Annotated in this window: 14 protein-coding genes; 7 read left to right on the forward strand and 7 right to left on the reverse strand. The window is 73.3% G+C overall.

From position 1 onward, the window contains the following. Nucleotides 1-80 precede the first annotated feature (80 nt). Nucleotides 81-425: a YciI family protein gene (locus QRY02_RS12800; protein ID WP_285991753.1), complete on the forward strand. Its 345-nt coding sequence runs from the start codon at nucleotides 81-83 to the stop codon at nucleotides 423-425. Continuing rightward, nucleotides 422-1,639, forward strand: a complete 1,218-nt coding sequence (locus QRY02_RS12805) for an RNA polymerase sigma factor (RefSeq protein ID WP_285991754.1) — start codon at nucleotides 422-424, stop codon at nucleotides 1,637-1,639. The genes QRY02_RS12800 and QRY02_RS12805 overlap by 4 nt, the downstream gene beginning before the upstream one ends. Here the strand turns inward: QRY02_RS12805 and QRY02_RS12810 are convergent. Then, nucleotides 1,622-4,360, reverse strand: a complete 2,739-nt coding sequence (locus QRY02_RS12810) for a P-loop NTPase fold protein (RefSeq protein ID WP_285991755.1) — start codon at nucleotides 4,358-4,360, stop codon at nucleotides 1,622-1,624. The two genes, QRY02_RS12805 and QRY02_RS12810, sit on opposite strands and share 18 nt — an antisense overlap. A gap of 147 nt (nucleotides 4,361-4,507) precedes the next feature. Here QRY02_RS12810 and QRY02_RS12815 point away from each other — a divergent pair, with 147 nt between their 5' ends. Genes QRY02_RS12815 through QRY02_RS12825 form a run of 3 tightly spaced genes read left to right on the forward strand, consistent with a single transcriptional unit; the run spans nucleotide 4,508 to nucleotide 6,381 of the window. After that, the gene (locus QRY02_RS12815) at nucleotides 4,508-5,590 is read left to right on the forward strand and encodes a coiled-coil domain-containing protein (RefSeq protein ID WP_285991756.1); all 1,083 of its coding nucleotides are present in this window, start codon (nucleotides 4,508-4,510) and stop codon (nucleotides 5,588-5,590) included. Between the two features lie 9 nt (nucleotides 5,591-5,599). After that, nucleotides 5,600-5,947, forward strand: a complete 348-nt coding sequence (locus QRY02_RS12820; protein WP_285991757.1) for an ArsR/SmtB family transcription factor — start codon at nucleotides 5,600-5,602, stop codon at nucleotides 5,945-5,947. Further along, nucleotides 5,944-6,381 (forward strand): SRPBCC family protein, encoded by a 438-nt coding sequence (locus QRY02_RS12825; protein WP_285991758.1) that lies wholly within the window; start codon nucleotides 5,944-5,946, stop codon nucleotides 6,379-6,381. Before QRY02_RS12820 ends, QRY02_RS12825 begins: the two co-directional genes overlap by 4 nt. 27 nt (nucleotides 6,382-6,408) lie before the next feature. Here QRY02_RS12825 and QRY02_RS12830 read toward each other — a convergent pair whose 3' ends face one another. Continuing rightward, a complete protein-coding gene (locus QRY02_RS12830) occupies nucleotides 6,409-7,347 on the reverse strand; it encodes an AraC family transcriptional regulator (RefSeq protein ID WP_285991759.1) in 939 nt (312 codons plus the stop codon). A gap of 102 nt (nucleotides 7,348-7,449) precedes the next feature. Between QRY02_RS12830 and QRY02_RS12835 the strand changes: the two genes are divergently transcribed. Further along, nucleotides 7,450-7,902 (forward strand): anthrone oxygenase family protein, encoded by a 453-nt coding sequence (locus QRY02_RS12835; protein WP_285993826.1) that lies wholly within the window; start codon nucleotides 7,450-7,452, stop codon nucleotides 7,900-7,902. Between the two features lie 97 nt (nucleotides 7,903-7,999). Here QRY02_RS12835 and QRY02_RS12840 read toward each other — a convergent pair whose 3' ends face one another. From QRY02_RS12840 to QRY02_RS12855, 4 genes are read right to left on the reverse strand one after another with little or no spacing between them, the layout of a single operon-like run. After that, the gene (locus tag QRY02_RS12840) at nucleotides 8,000-8,335 is read right to left on the reverse strand and encodes a YciI family protein (RefSeq protein ID WP_285991760.1); all 336 of its coding nucleotides are present in this window, start codon (nucleotides 8,333-8,335) and stop codon (nucleotides 8,000-8,002) included. A gap of 1 nt (nucleotide 8,336) precedes the next feature. Beyond that, nucleotides 8,337-9,101, reverse strand: coding sequence for an alpha/beta fold hydrolase (locus QRY02_RS12845; RefSeq protein ID WP_285991761.1), 765 nt, complete (start codon nucleotides 9,099-9,101; stop codon nucleotides 8,337-8,339). Beyond that, nucleotides 9,098-10,372: an RNA polymerase sigma factor gene (locus QRY02_RS12850; RefSeq protein ID WP_285991762.1), complete on the reverse strand. Its 1,275-nt coding sequence runs from the start codon at nucleotides 10,370-10,372 to the stop codon at nucleotides 9,098-9,100. The genes QRY02_RS12845 and QRY02_RS12850 overlap by 4 nt, the downstream gene beginning before the upstream one ends. Nucleotides 10,373-10,392: 20 nt before the next feature. Continuing rightward, complete coding sequence (locus QRY02_RS12855; protein ID WP_285991763.1) at nucleotides 10,393-11,463, reverse strand: TetR/AcrR family transcriptional regulator; 1,071 nt, start codon at nucleotides 11,461-11,463, stop codon at nucleotides 10,393-10,395. Nucleotides 11,464-11,549: 86 nt separating this feature from the next. On the opposite strand from QRY02_RS12855, the gene QRY02_RS12860 reads away from it, so the two are divergent. Then, nucleotides 11,550-12,725 (forward strand): cytochrome P450 family protein, encoded by a 1,176-nt coding sequence (locus QRY02_RS12860; RefSeq protein WP_285991764.1) that lies wholly within the window; start codon nucleotides 11,550-11,552, stop codon nucleotides 12,723-12,725. Between the two features lie 3 nt (nucleotides 12,726-12,728). Here QRY02_RS12860 and QRY02_RS12865 read toward each other — a convergent pair whose 3' ends face one another. Continuing rightward, nucleotides 12,729-13,505, reverse strand: coding sequence for a TetR/AcrR family transcriptional regulator (locus QRY02_RS12865; protein WP_285991765.1), 777 nt, complete (start codon nucleotides 13,503-13,505; stop codon nucleotides 12,729-12,731). Between the last annotated feature and the right edge of the window lie 39 nt (nucleotides 13,506-13,544).

The raw sequence follows: 13,544 nt of genomic DNA on the forward strand, positions 1-13,544 counted from the left end.
AAAATGCCGGCCGGAACACTGTCGATCCGCCCCCGGCGCGTTCGTTTGAGCGGTGACGGCACGACCCCGAGGAGGACGACGTGAAGCAGTACCTGCTCAGCATTTACCAGCCCGACGGCCCGGCCCCGCCGCCGGAGGTGCTCGACGGCATCGCCGAGAAGCTCGACACGCTCAACGCCGACCTCAAGGCCGCCGGCGCCTGGGTGTTCGCCGGTGGGCTGCACCCGCCCTCGACCGCGACCGTGCTGCGGGCCGCCGACGGCGGCACCCTCGTCACCGACGGCCCCTACGCCGAGGGCAAGGAACACCTCGGCGGGTTCACGATCATCACCGCGTCCGACCTCGACGCCGCCCTGGCCTGGGGTGGCCGGCTCGCCGACGCCGTCGCCCCGCTGCCGGTCGAGGTGCGGCCGTTCCGCGAATGAGCGTCGAGGAGGTCTTCGCCGCCGAGTACGGCCGGGCGGTGTCGGTTCTCGTGCGGGTCTTCGGCGACATCGACGTCGCCGAAGAGGCCGTGCAGGACGCCTTCACCGAGGCGGTCCGGCGGTGGCCATCAGCGGGGCTCCCGCCCAGCCCGGCGGGCTGGATCATCACCACCGCCCGCAACCGGGCCATCGACCGCCTGCGTCGTGAGGCCGCCCGGGCGGACAAGCACGCCCAGGCGGCGTTGCTGCATGCGACCGTGCTCGATACCGAAGCCGAGCCCGTGGAGGAGGGCGCCGTGCCCGACGAACGGCTCCGGCTGATCTTCACCTGCTGCCACCCGGCGCTGGCCCGGCCGGCGCAGGTGGCGCTCACGCTGCGGCTGCTCGGCGGCCTGACCACCGCGGAGATCGCGGCCGCCTTCCTGGTCGCCGAACCGGCCATGGCCCAGCGGATCGTCCGCGCGAAGAACAAGATCCGCGACGCCGGCATCCCGTACCGCGTCCCCCACGACGCCGACCTGCCCGCACGGCTGGCCGCGGTGCTCGGCGTGCTGTACCTGATCTTCAACGAGGGGTACACGGCCAGCACGGGAGAGGACCTGGTCCGCGAAGACCTGTGCCGCGAAGCGATCCGGCTCACCCGTGTCCTGGCCGGGCTGATGCCCGACGAACCCGAGGTGCAGGGGCTGCTGGCGTTGCTGCTGCTCGTCCACTCGCGACGCGCCGCGCGCACCACCGCCGACGGCGCGCTGGTGCTGCTGGCCGATCAGGACCGGGCCCGGTGGGACGCGGACCTGATCGCCGAAGGCCAGGACATCGTCCGCCGCTGCCTGCGCCGCAACCAGCCGGGCCCGTACCAGATCCAGGCGGCGATCCAGGCCGTCCACAGTGCCGCGCCCACCGACTGGTCGCAGGTCAAGGCGCTCTACGACCAGCTGCTGGCCGTGACGCCGACGCCGGTGGTGGCGCTGAACCGGGCGGTCGCCGTGGCGGAGGTCGACGGCCCGGCCGCGGCGCTGGCCCTCGTCGAGGACCTCGGTCTCGACCGGTTCCCGCTGTTCCACGCGATCCGCGCGGATCTGCTGGGCCGCCTGGGCCGGCGCGGGGACGCGGCCGAGGCGTACACGACGGCGATCGAGCTGACCGGCAACGGCGCGGAGCGTGATCTGCTGCGGAGCAAGCTGGCCCGCGTGCGGTCAGAGCGCGCCGGGTGAGAGGACGTAGGAGAACCGGCGGACGCGCGGCACCCAGGTCTGGAAGACGCTGACGTCGGGCAGCGTGATCGACGGCGCGAGTTCGGTCAGGCTGCGGTGCAGGTGCGCCCAGTGTGCGACCTCGCCGGCGGGGATCGGGCCGATGGCCTGGCTGCGCCATCGGTCGCCGCTCTCCTCCGGTTGCAGGTCCGCCACGAAGTCGGTCCACGGGGTCTGCGGCGCCCGGCGGAGCAGCGCGTCGGCGAACCGGCCGAGCAGGCGCCCGTGCGCGGTGCACGTCCCGAGCAGCACGACCGCGGCCTCGAATTCGCCGTCGAGGAAGGCGGAGGCCTCCGAAAGGTCCCTGGTCGCCCGCAGCATCCGGTAGAGGTTGATCAGGCGTTTCGCGTCCCGGGGCGTGTCGACCAGCCGGTCCAGGCGGGCGAGCAGGGCGATCTCCGGTTCGGTCAGGGGACGCGGTTTCGCCGGCGGCTCGGCCGGATCCAACTGCGCGGCCACCTGCGAGCCGGGCTCCACCGGCAGGTCGGTGGCCGGGCGGTCCCACGTCGCCGTCGACGGCGGTGCCGGTTCCGGCTCTCGAACGTCTTCGGCGGGCGTGGCCGGTGTGGCGGCCGGGGGTTCGGCCATCCCGTCCAGCAGCCGCCGGAGGCTGCCCTCGGGCATCCGGGGCAGGACCAGCGGGATGTTGAGGATCTTCTCCAGGTAGTCCTCGGGCGTCACGTGCCACCCGTCGGCCCGCACGACGGGGTCCGCTTCGATCAGCCGGTCGTAGTGCGAGCTCAGCGACCGCAGCAGCCAGCGCGGGTCCACGCCGACGACCACCACGAACAGGTCGAACGCCAGCAGCAGGTGCACCGCCTGCAGCACGTCGACGACCTGGCGGGGGCTGCAGCGGTCGAGGTCGTCGATGTAGAGCACGATCCGGTCCAGTGGCCGGGTCCCGTCGTCGTCGCCGGTGGTCATCAGCGCGACGAGCTTCTCGAAATCCTTGCGGATGGTGGAGATGAGACCCAGGTTGCCCTGGTAGTCGTCGGTGCGGGAGCGCTCGGCGAGGAAGGCGTAGAGCCGCCGGCCCGGCGTCAGCTCGGTGAGCTGCCGGCCCAGCTCGCCGATCCGGGCGACGACCTCTTCCAGCTGCCGTTCGGCGATCTGCTGCTCGGCGTCGGCCTGCCGCAGGGCGGCGACCTCCCGGCGCGCGCCGTCGTCGAGACCGTTCTGCAGGTCTTCCGCGAGGATCCGCAGCCGGCGCAGTCCGCCGCGGGCGGCCCGCACCAGCGTGAGCCCGGCGGTCGTGAGGGCGCCGGCCACGGCGCCGACGCCGATCAGCCAGCTGCGGATGTCCGGGACGAACGCCGTGAGACACGCCCCGGCCAGCAGCACGATCCCCGCGACGACCAGCGCGGTCCGGCCCTGGCGGTAGCGGGAGATCCGGTTCAGCTCTCCGGCTTCCTCCCGGGTTTCCCGCAGTTCGCCGGCCAGCAGCCTGCCTTGCTCGGTGACGTCGCCGACGCCGAGCTTGCGCCACACCTCGGCGCACTGCTCGCGGAACGCCGGTGACTTCCCCAGCGCCCGGACCAGGTCGAGGGCTCGCGTCCGGCGGCTGGTGCGGGCTTCGCCGATCTTGCGCTTGAGCGCGGCGGCCTCAGCCTGGGCGCGTTCGGTCACCGCGGTCAGCTGTTTGCGCTGCTCGAGTTCGCCGGCGAGCCGGTCGCGCAGCCGGGCGCCTTCGCGCAGCCGCGCCTGGTGCTCGGCGTCCGGCTCGCCCGGCTGCCGGACGGGTTCGGCGAGCTGGCGGAAGATCTCGTCGCCGAGGCTGGCCCAGAGGTTGGCGTCCGCGTAGTGCCAGGCGTTGAACCCGACCTGCGCGATCTTCCGGCACTGGCCGGGAGCGCCCTCCAGTTCCTTGACCTGGCCGCGCAGCATGCCCATGAAGAAGCTCTTCCCGGCGCCCCACTCGCCGAACACGCCGATCGACAGCGGCAACGGCGTGTCCTTCGCGGCGATCACCGTGGCCAGCATGGAGACGTAGGGCTTGACGCCGAGGTGGTCGCGCGTCAGCGGGATGCATTCGTTGGGGTCGACGAGGTCCTTGGCCAGCCCGCCGGCGAGCTGGTCGGGGGAGAACCCGGCGACGGTGGCGCGCCGGGGGATGCGGGCGGTCTCCCACTGCTGGGCGATGGTGGTGACCTGGTCCTCGCGAAGGGAGAAGAAGATCACCTGCGATACGGCGGTGTGGGCGGCGAGCGCCCCCTCGATCAAGGCCTCGGCGGCCATCGGCGCCGCCATCCCCAGCTGCCCGGTGGCGAACAGGGGCAGGGCGATGGACCTGGCCCCAGCCTCGGCGGCGGCAAAGATCGCGGCCTTCGCGGCGGTGGCGACCGCCTCCGCGGTCGCCGAATTGCGCTGGTCGGGGGCGTGCGGCGTCGCCAGCACGGCCCAGCGCAGCTGAGCTCCCCGGCCCGGCCCGCTCAACTCCAGCAGCGCCGGTACGTCCGGCGTGACCCGGCCGAGGTCGATCGAGGCCCAGTCCGCGTCGGGATACACCTCCTGTACGGCCGCGGCGAGCTGGCCGAACCCGGCGCCGACGGAGACGGCCAGTGCATCGACCGGCAGTTCCCAGGGGCGGTTGGTCAGCGCGACGGTGTAGGAGACGCCGTCGGCGGTCCGGAGCGGGGTCACCACGGGCGGCGGGGAGGGGTGCACAGTTTCAGACTCGCCCATCCGCCCTCCGTCGTTACTCCGGGGGCTCCCAGCGGAATCTGAGTTCGGATATGTGACCTTATCCCAACTTACCGCCTGCCTCACTAATCTTCTGATTTTGAACAGTTGCTTCTAGTTTTGATTAGAAGCTTTGATAGGGTATCGATCATGACGGAAGACGCAGGTCAGGTGCGCGTGTGCGAGTACCGGAGGTGCGGGGCCGCCCTGCCACCCGCCGTGGGGCGCGGCAGCCGGGCCCGGTTCTGCCAGGACGGCAAGACCTGGGGGCGGCGCAACCTCAGCTGCCGCGACGCCGAGGCCGTGCTGTCGGACGCCGAATCGCTGCGGGAGAGCGACACCGAGCTGGACGACACCGCCGTCACGGCACTGGCGGGCCAGGTCGACCGGGTGCTCGCACCGGCCCGCGGGCTCGTCGAGACCCTCACGACGCTGCGCCACCAGCTCGAGGCGACGACCGCGGCCGCGCTGGCCGAACGGGACGCGGCTCTGGCCGAGGCCGACGAACACCGCCTGCACCGCGGCCGTGCGGACGCCGAAGCCGCCCAGGCCCGGGAAACGGCTGAGACGGCCGTCGCCGCGGCGGCCTTGGCGGAGAAGGACAAGGCGGCCGCGCTGCGGGAGCGGGACGAGGAGCTTGCCGCCCGCCGTGCCGCGGTCCAGGAGCAGCAGCGGGCCGAAGGGCAGCTGGCCGCGGTGCGCGACGAGCTCGCCCGCGTCGCCGATCGAGCCGATGTCTCCGCGGCCCTCGCCGGCGAACGTGCCGCGGTGATCGCGACGCTGACGGCCGAGCTGGCCGCCGCCCGGACCGCGCTGGAGGAGGAGCGCGGCCGCGGTCAGGTCGCCGCGGCGCGGGCGGAGGCGGCCGAAACCCGCGCCGATGCCGTCCAGGAACGGTTCGACGCCGCCCGCGAAGAACACACCCGGGCCATCGCGGCCCAGGAAGCCGCGCGCGACAAGGCGGTTGCGGCGCTCGAGCACGCCCGTGCGGAAGCCGAGCGCCTGCGGGCCGGCTTCGACCAGCGGCTGGCCGAAGTGCAGGCGGCGCACGAGCAGACGGTCCGGTCGATGCACGAAACGACGACGAACCTCGGCGCCGAACTGCGTGCGGTGCTGGGCCGTGCGGACGCCGCCGAGCGGGAACTGGCCGGCGTGCTCACCACCCTGCGCGAAGTTCCCGAGCCACCCGCGATACTTAAGCAGTTACTTGACCGACTGGCGCGGCTGGACTAACTTAAGTACATGCTTAACCATGAGGAGGCGCTCGACCTGGTCTTCCGCGCTCTGGGTGACCGGACGCGGCGGGCGCTGGTGGAGCGGCTCGTGCGTGGCCCCGCGTCGGTCAGTGAGCTGGCCGAGCCTCTGACCATGTCGCTCGCCGCCGTCGTCCAGCACCTGCAGGTCCTGGAGACCGCCGGAATCGTGCGGTCGGAGAAGGTCGGCCGCGTCCGCACCTGCCGGATCGAGCCGGAGATGCTGCGCGTCGGCGAGCACTGGCTGGGGCGTCAGCGCACCACGTGGGAGAGCAAGCTCGACCGGCTCGGCGACTTCCTCGCCGGCCCGGAGACCGCGGAAGGGAGCACGTCATGACCGTCTTGCACAGCACGTTCAGCCTCGAACGCACCTACCCGGTGCCGCCGGAACGGGTCTTCGCCGCCTGGGCCGACCCCGCGGCGAAGAAGCGCTGGTTCGTTTCGGCGGGCTCGCACGAGCTGGACTTCCGCGCCGGTGGGCGGGAATCCATCGAAGGCCGCACCCCCGCCGGGGGCGAGCTGAGCTTCGTCGCCACCTACCACGACATCGTGCCCGAGCAGCGGATCGTCTTCTCCGGCACGCTCACCGGCGACGGTGCGCTCGCGACCGTGTCGACCACGACCGTGGAGCTGTTCGCCGAAGGCGACGGCACGCGGCTGGTGCTCACCGAGCAGGACACGTTCCTCGACGGTGCCGAGAAGCCGGAGTGGCGGGAGCAGGGCACGAGTGACTGGCTGGCGAAGCTGGGCAAGGAACTGCAGTCGGAGTGATCGGTGGCCGCCGGGCCGGCAGCATCGCTATGGCGTTCGGGAGCGGTAGTTCCGGGGACTGACGCCGAATTCGCGTTTGAAGGCCGCGCTGAGAGCGAAGGCGCTGCCGTAGCCGACCTGGCGGGCGATCGCCGCGATCGTCGTTTCCGGGTGCTGGCGCAGCAGGTCGGCGGCCAGGGCGAGCCGCCAGCCGGTGAGGTACGCCATCGGTGTCTCGCCGACCGTGGCGGCGAACCGCCGGGCCAGGGCGGCGCGGGAGACACCGACGTCGGCGGCGAGCTTGGCGACCGTCCACGGCTCGGCCGGCTGGTGCTGCAGCAGCCACAGCGCCTGGCCGACGACCGGGTCGTCGTGGGCCCGGTACCAGGCCGGTGCGCTGGTGTCGGGCCGGTCGAACCAGGCTCGCAGGGCGGCGATGAGCAGCAGGTCGAGCAATCGGTCGAGGACGGCTTCCTGGCCGGGTACGTCCCGGCCGATCTCGGCGGCGAGCAGCCCGGCGACCGGGTTCGGCCAGTCGGCCGCGCGCAGGAGGAGCACCGTCGGCAGCGCGGCCAGCAGCCGGTTGCTCAGTTCGCCTTCCATGCCGTAGGTGCCGGTGAGCAGCACGACCGGGCCGTCGGTGCCGTGGCCCCAGGTGCGTACGCCGAGGTCGGCGAGGTCGCTCAGGTGACCGCCGTCGGGGGCGCGGCACTCCTGGCCGGGCAGGATGAGCGCCTGCGGCGGCGTCGACGGGTCGTCGGCGACCAGGTACGGGTCCGGGCCGCGCACGATCGCGACGTCACCTTCGCCCAGGAGGACGCGGTCGCCGGTGTCGGGCACGATCCACGCTTCGCCGCGCACCACCGACACCACGGTCAGGGGAGCTCGGTCTTCGATGCGCAGTGACCACGGCGGGGTCAGCACCGAACGCAGCAGGAATGCGCCGTGGGCGCGGGGGCCGTCCAGCAGCGCGGCGAGCGGGTCCATGCCCTGACTGTAGACGCTGGAACATGTGATTGCGGCTTTCAACTATGGAGAGTCTCATCGGCGGCCGCTTGACTGAGCCCTATGACGGAGAAGGGGAAGCCGATGTCGACGGTGGTGCTGGTGGCCGCGCTGGTCGCGGCGGGGTTGATCGCCGGGTTGTTCTACGCCTACGCCTGTTCGGTGCTGCCGGGCCTGGCCCGCGGGGACGACAAGACGTTCGTGGAGGGCATGCGCGGGATCAACGTCGCGATCGTGAACCCGGTGTTCCTGCTGACGTTCCTGGGCGCACCGCTGCTGGCGGGGGTGGCGGTGTTCCTCAACCCGGGGCCGCGGCCGTGGGTGATCGCGGGGTTCGTGCTGCTGGCGGCGATGGTGGTGATCACCGGGCTGGTCAACGTCCCGCTGAACAACGCGCTGGACAGCGGCGGCGACGACTACGCGGCGGCGCGGGCGGCGTTCGAGACGACGTGGGTCCGCTGGAACGTGGTGCGGGCCCTGGTGAGCACGGCGGGCTTCGGCTGCCTGGTCGCGGCCGTGCTCACCCGGCGCGGTTAGCCGTCGAGGCGGGGCTGGCCAGCATCGACCGGTGATCCCGGTCGCGGCCCGCGCAGGTTCGCCTCGGTCGCCGGAACGCCGAGGCCGGCGGGCGGCGTCAGGCGAAGTCCTCCGGGCCGAGCATGGGGCGGACCTCGATGCTGCCGTAGGTCGCGGCGGGGTGCTTGGCCGCCAGTTCGAGGGCTTCGTCGAGGTCGGCGCAGTCGAGGATGACGAAGCCGCCGATCTGTTCCTTGGCTTCGGTGAACGGCCCGTCGGTGAGCAGCACTTCGCCGTCGCGGACGCGGATCGTGGTGGCTTCCGATGGTGGGCGCAGGCCGCCACCGCCGCGGACCTTGCCGCGGCGTTCCATGTCTTCGCTCCAGCCGCCGCAGCCGTCGTTCGCGTGTTCTTCGGCGGTTTCGTCGCCGCAGATCATCAGCAGGTACTGCATGTCAGCATCCTTTCAGGACTTCGCGCAGGCGCGCGGCGAAGGCTTCCGCGTCGGTGTCGAACCCGCCGTGGCCGCCGGGGAACACCTCGGTGGCGGCGCCGAGGGCCGCGGCCAGCCCGAGGGCGGCCTGGTGGACCGGCAGTTCGGCGGACTGCTCGCCGACGGCGACCACCAGCCGCGCCGGTGTCGCCCGCAGCGCGTCGAGGTCGGGCTCGTAGGCGCCGGTCGCGGGCATGAGGTGGCCGAAGAAGTAGGCGAAGTTGCCTTCCGCGCGCGGGTCGAGCGGCGGCGCCGGGTCGACGCCCACGACTTTCATGAACGCGGCGAAGGCGGCCGCGAGGCCGTGGTCGCGGAACAGGGCGGGGATGTCGGGGCCGTCGAGCGCGCCGGCGGGCAGGTACCGGGTGACCGGCGGTTCGTGCAGCACGGCCGTGCGGACGCCGGCGGGGTGGTGGCGCAGGAGTTCGAGCAGGGTGATCGCGCCGCCGCTGCTGGCCAGGACGTCGGCGGGGCCGACTTCGGCGAGCAGGCGGTGCACGTCTTCGGCGTGGTCGCGGACCGGATCCGGGCCCGGTGCGCCGTCGAGGGGGCTGCGGGACAGGCCGCGCGGGTCGTAGGTGACGACGGTGTGGTCTTCGGCCAGCAGCGGCCGGATGTGGGTGAACACCGCGGCGTCGGCGGGTCCGCCGGGGACCAGCAGCAGCACCGGCCCGCGGCCGTGGACGTCGTAGGTGAGGGTGGCGCCGGGGACGGCGAGGGTGCTCATGGGTGTTCCTCCGGTGGTCGGGCTTCACCAGCCCGACGAACGGCGTCGTCCGGGACCGACACCGTCTCGGAGATTCGTCGCGTGAGGTAGCTGCGTTCGGCGTCGGTGCCGGCGAGGTTGCGGGCTTGCTCGTACCAGTGCCGGGCTTCGGCGTGGCGGCCGAGGCGGCGCAGGAAGTCGGCGCGGGTGGCGGCGAGCAGGTGGTAGCCCGGCAGCGGCAGGGCGTCGAGGAGGGCCAGTCCGGCCGCCGGGCCGTCGGCCATGCCGACCGCGATGGCGCGGTTGAGTTCGACGACGGCGCTGGGGACGTGCTTGCGCAGCTGGTCGTAGAGGCCGGCGATCTGGGGCCAGTCGGTGTCGGCGGCCCGGGCGGCGGTCGCGTGGCAGGCGGCGATGGCGGCCTGGATCTGGTACGGCCCGGGACGGCGGCGGCGCAGCGCGGTTTCCAGGACGGCGGTGCCTTCGGTGATCGCGGCGGTGTCCCAGCGGGTCCGGTCCTGCTCTTCGAGCGGGACGAGGACACCGTCGGCGTCGACGCGGGTGGCGCGGCGGGCGTGCTGGAGCAGCATCAGGGCGAGCAGGCCGAGGGCTTCGGGTTCGTCGGGCATCAGCCGCGCGAGGACGCGGGCGAGCCGGAGCGCTTCGGCGGCGAGGTCCGGGCGGAGCAGGTCGGGGCCGGCGCTGGCGGAGTAGCCCTCGTTGAACGTCAGGTACAGCACGCCGAGCACGGCGTTGGTGCGTTCGGGCAGCAGGTGCGCGGGCGGGACGCGGTAGGGGATGCGGGCGTGGCGGATCTTGCGCTTCACCCGCACGAGCCGCTGGGACATGGTGGCTTCCGGGACGAGGAAGGCGCGGGCGATCTCGGCGGTGGACAGCCCGACGAGGGTGCGCAGGGCGAGCGCCACCTGGGCTTCGGTGGCCAGTGCGGGGTGGCAGCAGGTGAAGATGAGCCGCAGCCGGTCGTCGGTGACGCCGCTGTCGTCGGGTTCGGGTTCGTCGTGGAGATCCACGAGGGCGGCCTCCCGGAGCTTGGCGGCGCCGAGGGCGTCGCGGCGGAGCCGGTCGGTGGCGCGGTGGCGGGCGGCGGTGGTGAGCCAGGCGCCGGGCCGGTCGGGGACGCCGTCGCGGGGCCAGGTGCGCAGCGCGAGGGCGAAGGCTTCCTGGGCGCACTCTTCGGCGAGGTCCCAGTCGCCGGTGATCCGGATGAGCGTGGCCACGACCTGGCCCCACTCCTCGCGGAACGCCTCGGTGAGCGCGGTCTCGACGTCCACCACCGCTCCTTTCGTGCCGGTCAGCTTCCCGACGAACGGGACGGCCCGGGACCGACAGCCGCGGCGTGACAAGCGCCGAACCCTTCGGCGCGCACGACGATCCGGCCGTCTTCCACGCGGACGGCCGTCTCGGTGGCGTCGCTGACGGCGGTGACGCCGGCGGCGGCCGCGAGCTCGCCGCCGGCGTCGCAGACGAGCCGCAGCCGGGGCCGGGCCGGGGGCGCGATCGCCTGGTCGAGGCAGCCGCGCAGGTCGGCGACGGCCAGCCGGGCCAGTGGGGCGAGTTCGCCGGGGTCGCTGGTGACGAGCACGGCGGTGACGTCGGCCCCGGCGCGGACGGCTTCTTCGAAGGCGGCGGCGCGGTGCAGGCCGAGGACGGTCACGACGCCGTCGCCGGGCCGGAACGGTTCGCCGGTCAGCAGGTCGGTCGCCGCCGGCGGGTCCCACGGCTGCCCGTCGGGCCGGGCCTGGGTGGTGATCGGCGGCTCGGCCGGCCAGTCGTCGCTCAAGCCCAGGTCGAGCAGGGCGGCGCAGGCGGTGACCAGGTGGAACGGCTCGCCGAAGCCGGGCGCGGCGGCGGCGAGCTGGCTCGCGCCGTGCAGCGTGGTGAGCGCGGCTTCGGCGACCCGCACGAGACGGCGTCCCGGCCGGGCGCGTTCGAGGGCGAGCCCGAGCAGGATCGCGTCGACGCGCATGAGCTGCGCGAAGGGCCGTCGGGTGTGCTCGTCGGCGAGGACTTCGGGCAGCAGGTCGCGGGCGAGGCGGGCGTCTTCGCTGTCGGTGTCGGTGGCCAGCGGGAGCCGGGCGATCCAGGCGCGGGCGAACGCGGCCAGGACGTCGGCCGCGGCGGGGTCCGGCGGCGGGGTGGCGGGGCGGGGGGCGCGTTCGGCGAGGTCGGCCAGGACCGCGAAGTAGAGGGCGCGTTTGCCGGGGAAGTTGGAGTAGACCGCGCCGCGGGTGAGTTCGGCGCGTTCGGCGATGACGTCGATCTTCGCCTCGCGGAAGCCGCGGCTGGCGAATTCGTCGCGGGCGGCGGTGAGCACCTTGGCGCGGTTGCGCTCCTGGGTCTCCGCCCTGCTGAGCCTGACCATCGTCCTCCTTGCCGTGGGATCGCCAGTCAAGATACCGTGACCACTGAGATGATAAGAACATCTGATTTGAACATCTGGAGTGGTGGATGACCCCCGAGATCGACCTGACCGACCCGAAGGTGCTGACCGACCCCTTCGCCGCCTACGACCACGCGCGGGAAGTGAGCGCGGTGGCCAAGCTGGTCATCCCCGGTTTCGGCCCGTTCTGGGCCCTGACCCGCTACGCCGAAGCGCGCGCGATGCTGGCCGACTCCCGGTTCGAGGTGAACTCCGGCAGCTTCCTGCGCCCGCCCGGCATCCCCGAGCACTGCCTGGCCTACATGGAGACGATGGCCGAGAAGGACGGGCCGGAGCACCTGCGGCTGCGGCGGCTGGTGGCGCCGGCCTTCACCCCGAAGCGGGCCGCGCAGCTGCGGCCCCGGCTGGTGGCGATCACCGAGCGGCTGCTCGACGAGCTGCCCGCCCACGCCGAAGACGGCGTCGTCGATCTGGTGCCGCACTTCGCCCGGCCGCTGCCGATCGACGTCATCTGCGAGCTGGTCGGCATTCCCGAAGCCGACCGGCCGCGCTGGCGCGAGTACGGGGCCGCGGTCGCGAGCGGGATGGGGCCGGACTTCGCCGCGGCGATCCCGGCGATCATCGAGGGCGCGCGGGAAGCGGTGGCGCGCAGCCGGGCCGAGCCGGGCGACGACCTCATCGGCGACCTGGTGCGGGCCCAGGCCGAGGACGGTGACCGGCTCACCGACACCGAGCTGGTCACCCTGGTCTGGCACCTGGTCCTGGGTGGGCAGACGCCGGTGAACCTCATCGCCAACGCCGTCGAAGCGCTGCTGCGGCACCCGGACCAGCTGACCCTCCTGCGCGCGGACGCCGGGTTGTGGCCGGGGGCGGTCGAGGAGCTGATGCGCTGGTGCAGCCCGCAGCTGCTGACCACGCCGCGCTTCGCGCGCGAGGACGTCGAGATCGACGGCGAGCTGATCCGCAAGGGCGAGCGGGTGACGGCGGCGGTGGTGGCCGCCGACCGCGACCCGCGCGCGTTCGCCGAGCCGGACCGCTTCGACATCACCCGCTCGGGGCCGGCGCAGCTGGGCTTTTCGCACGGCCCGCACTTCTGCCTGGGTGCCTCGATTTCGCGGGTGCAGACCGAGGTGGCGTTGTCGGCGCTGTTCGCGCGCTTCCCCGGCCTGGCGCTCACCGAGGACGTCCCGCGCGCTCCCGACGGCGGCACCTGGCGCCCGGCGCGGCTACTGCTGGCGCTGTAACACCTACTGCTGGCGCTGTGACACGAGCGCTTCGATGCCGTCGAGGACCCGGGCGAGGCCGAAGCGGAAGGTGTAGGCCGGGTTCTCGGCGGCGTTGTGGGCCTCGCCGGCGGCCTGGCCGACCCGGGAGGAGATCGGGTAGCGCGCCGCGTCGGCGGCCGGGATGCCGGCCAATACCGGCCAGGCGCGCTCCCACCACTGGGCGTCGGTCATGCCGGTGGCGCGGACGAGGCGGGCGTTGTCGAGCGAGCTGCGCGCCGTGCTCCGGACCAGGCCGGTGACGAGGCCGACCACGGCGTCCATCTCGACGTCGCCGAGGCCGATGCCCTCGATCGCGCGCAGCTCGCGCTCGTACTTGGCGAAGCTGTGCGGGCCCAGCGCCGAGCGGCTGGTGGTCACCTGCAGCAGCCAGGGGTGGCGGTGGAACAGCGCCCACTGCTCTTCGGCGATCGCGGTCAGGGCCGCTCGCCAGCCGAGACCCTCCTCCGGGGCGGCCAGCTCGCCGTTGGCGTGGTCGATCATCAGGTCCAGCAGCTCGGCCCGGCCCGGCACGTAGGTGTAGAGCGACATGGGGGACACGCCGAGCTGCTCGGCGACCCGGCGGATGGTGACGGCTTCGATGCCGTCGGCGTCGGCGAGCGCGATCGCGGCGCGGACGAGGTCGGCCGTGGCCAGTTTGGGTTTCGGGCCGCGGCGCGGGGGTCCCGAGACGCCCCAGAGCAGCTCGATCGCCCGTCGCGGGTCGCCGTCCCCGTTCTCCTGCGTGCGCACGCCGGCCATTCTGCCCACCTGATTCCCGTACGACGTACAGAGTTGTGC

It is taken from the genome of Amycolatopsis sp. DG1A-15b, assembly GCF_030285645.1.
Lineage (GTDB): Bacteria > Actinomycetota > Actinomycetes > Mycobacteriales > Pseudonocardiaceae > Amycolatopsis.

Excerpts from the sequence above, each read along its gene's own strand:
- QRY02_RS12805 (WP_285991754.1), top strand. The coding sequence starts at position 422 with ATGAGCGTCGAGGAGGTCTTCGCCGCCGAGTACGGCCGGGCGGTGTCG.
- QRY02_RS12810 (WP_285991755.1), bottom strand. The coding sequence starts at position 4,360 with ATGGGCGAGTCTGAAACTGTGCACCCCTCCCCGCCGCCCGTGGTGACC.
- QRY02_RS12815 (WP_285991756.1), top strand. The coding sequence starts at position 4,508 with ATGACGGAAGACGCAGGTCAGGTGCGCGTGTGCGAGTACCGGAGGTGC.
- QRY02_RS12820 (WP_285991757.1), top strand. The coding sequence starts at position 5,600 with ATGCTTAACCATGAGGAGGCGCTCGACCTGGTCTTCCGCGCTCTGGGT.
- QRY02_RS12825 (WP_285991758.1), top strand. The coding sequence starts at position 5,944 with ATGACCGTCTTGCACAGCACGTTCAGCCTCGAACGCACCTACCCGGTG.
- QRY02_RS12830 (WP_285991759.1), bottom strand. The coding sequence starts at position 7,347 with ATGGACCCGCTCGCCGCGCTGCTGGACGGCCCCCGCGCCCACGGCGCA.
- QRY02_RS12835 (WP_285993826.1), top strand. The coding sequence starts at position 7,450 with ATGTCGACGGTGGTGCTGGTGGCCGCGCTGGTCGCGGCGGGGTTGATC.
- QRY02_RS12840 (WP_285991760.1), bottom strand. The coding sequence starts at position 8,335 with ATGCAGTACCTGCTGATGATCTGCGGCGACGAAACCGCCGAAGAACAC.
- QRY02_RS12845 (WP_285991761.1), bottom strand. The coding sequence starts at position 9,101 with ATGAGCACCCTCGCCGTCCCCGGCGCCACCCTCACCTACGACGTCCAC.
- QRY02_RS12855 (WP_285991763.1), bottom strand. The coding sequence starts at position 11,463 with ATGGTCAGGCTCAGCAGGGCGGAGACCCAGGAGCGCAACCGCGCCAAG.
- QRY02_RS12860 (WP_285991764.1), top strand. The coding sequence starts at position 11,550 with ATGACCCCCGAGATCGACCTGACCGACCCGAAGGTGCTGACCGACCCC.
- QRY02_RS12865 (WP_285991765.1), bottom strand. The coding sequence starts at position 13,505 with ATGGCCGGCGTGCGCACGCAGGAGAACGGGGACGGCGACCCGCGACGG.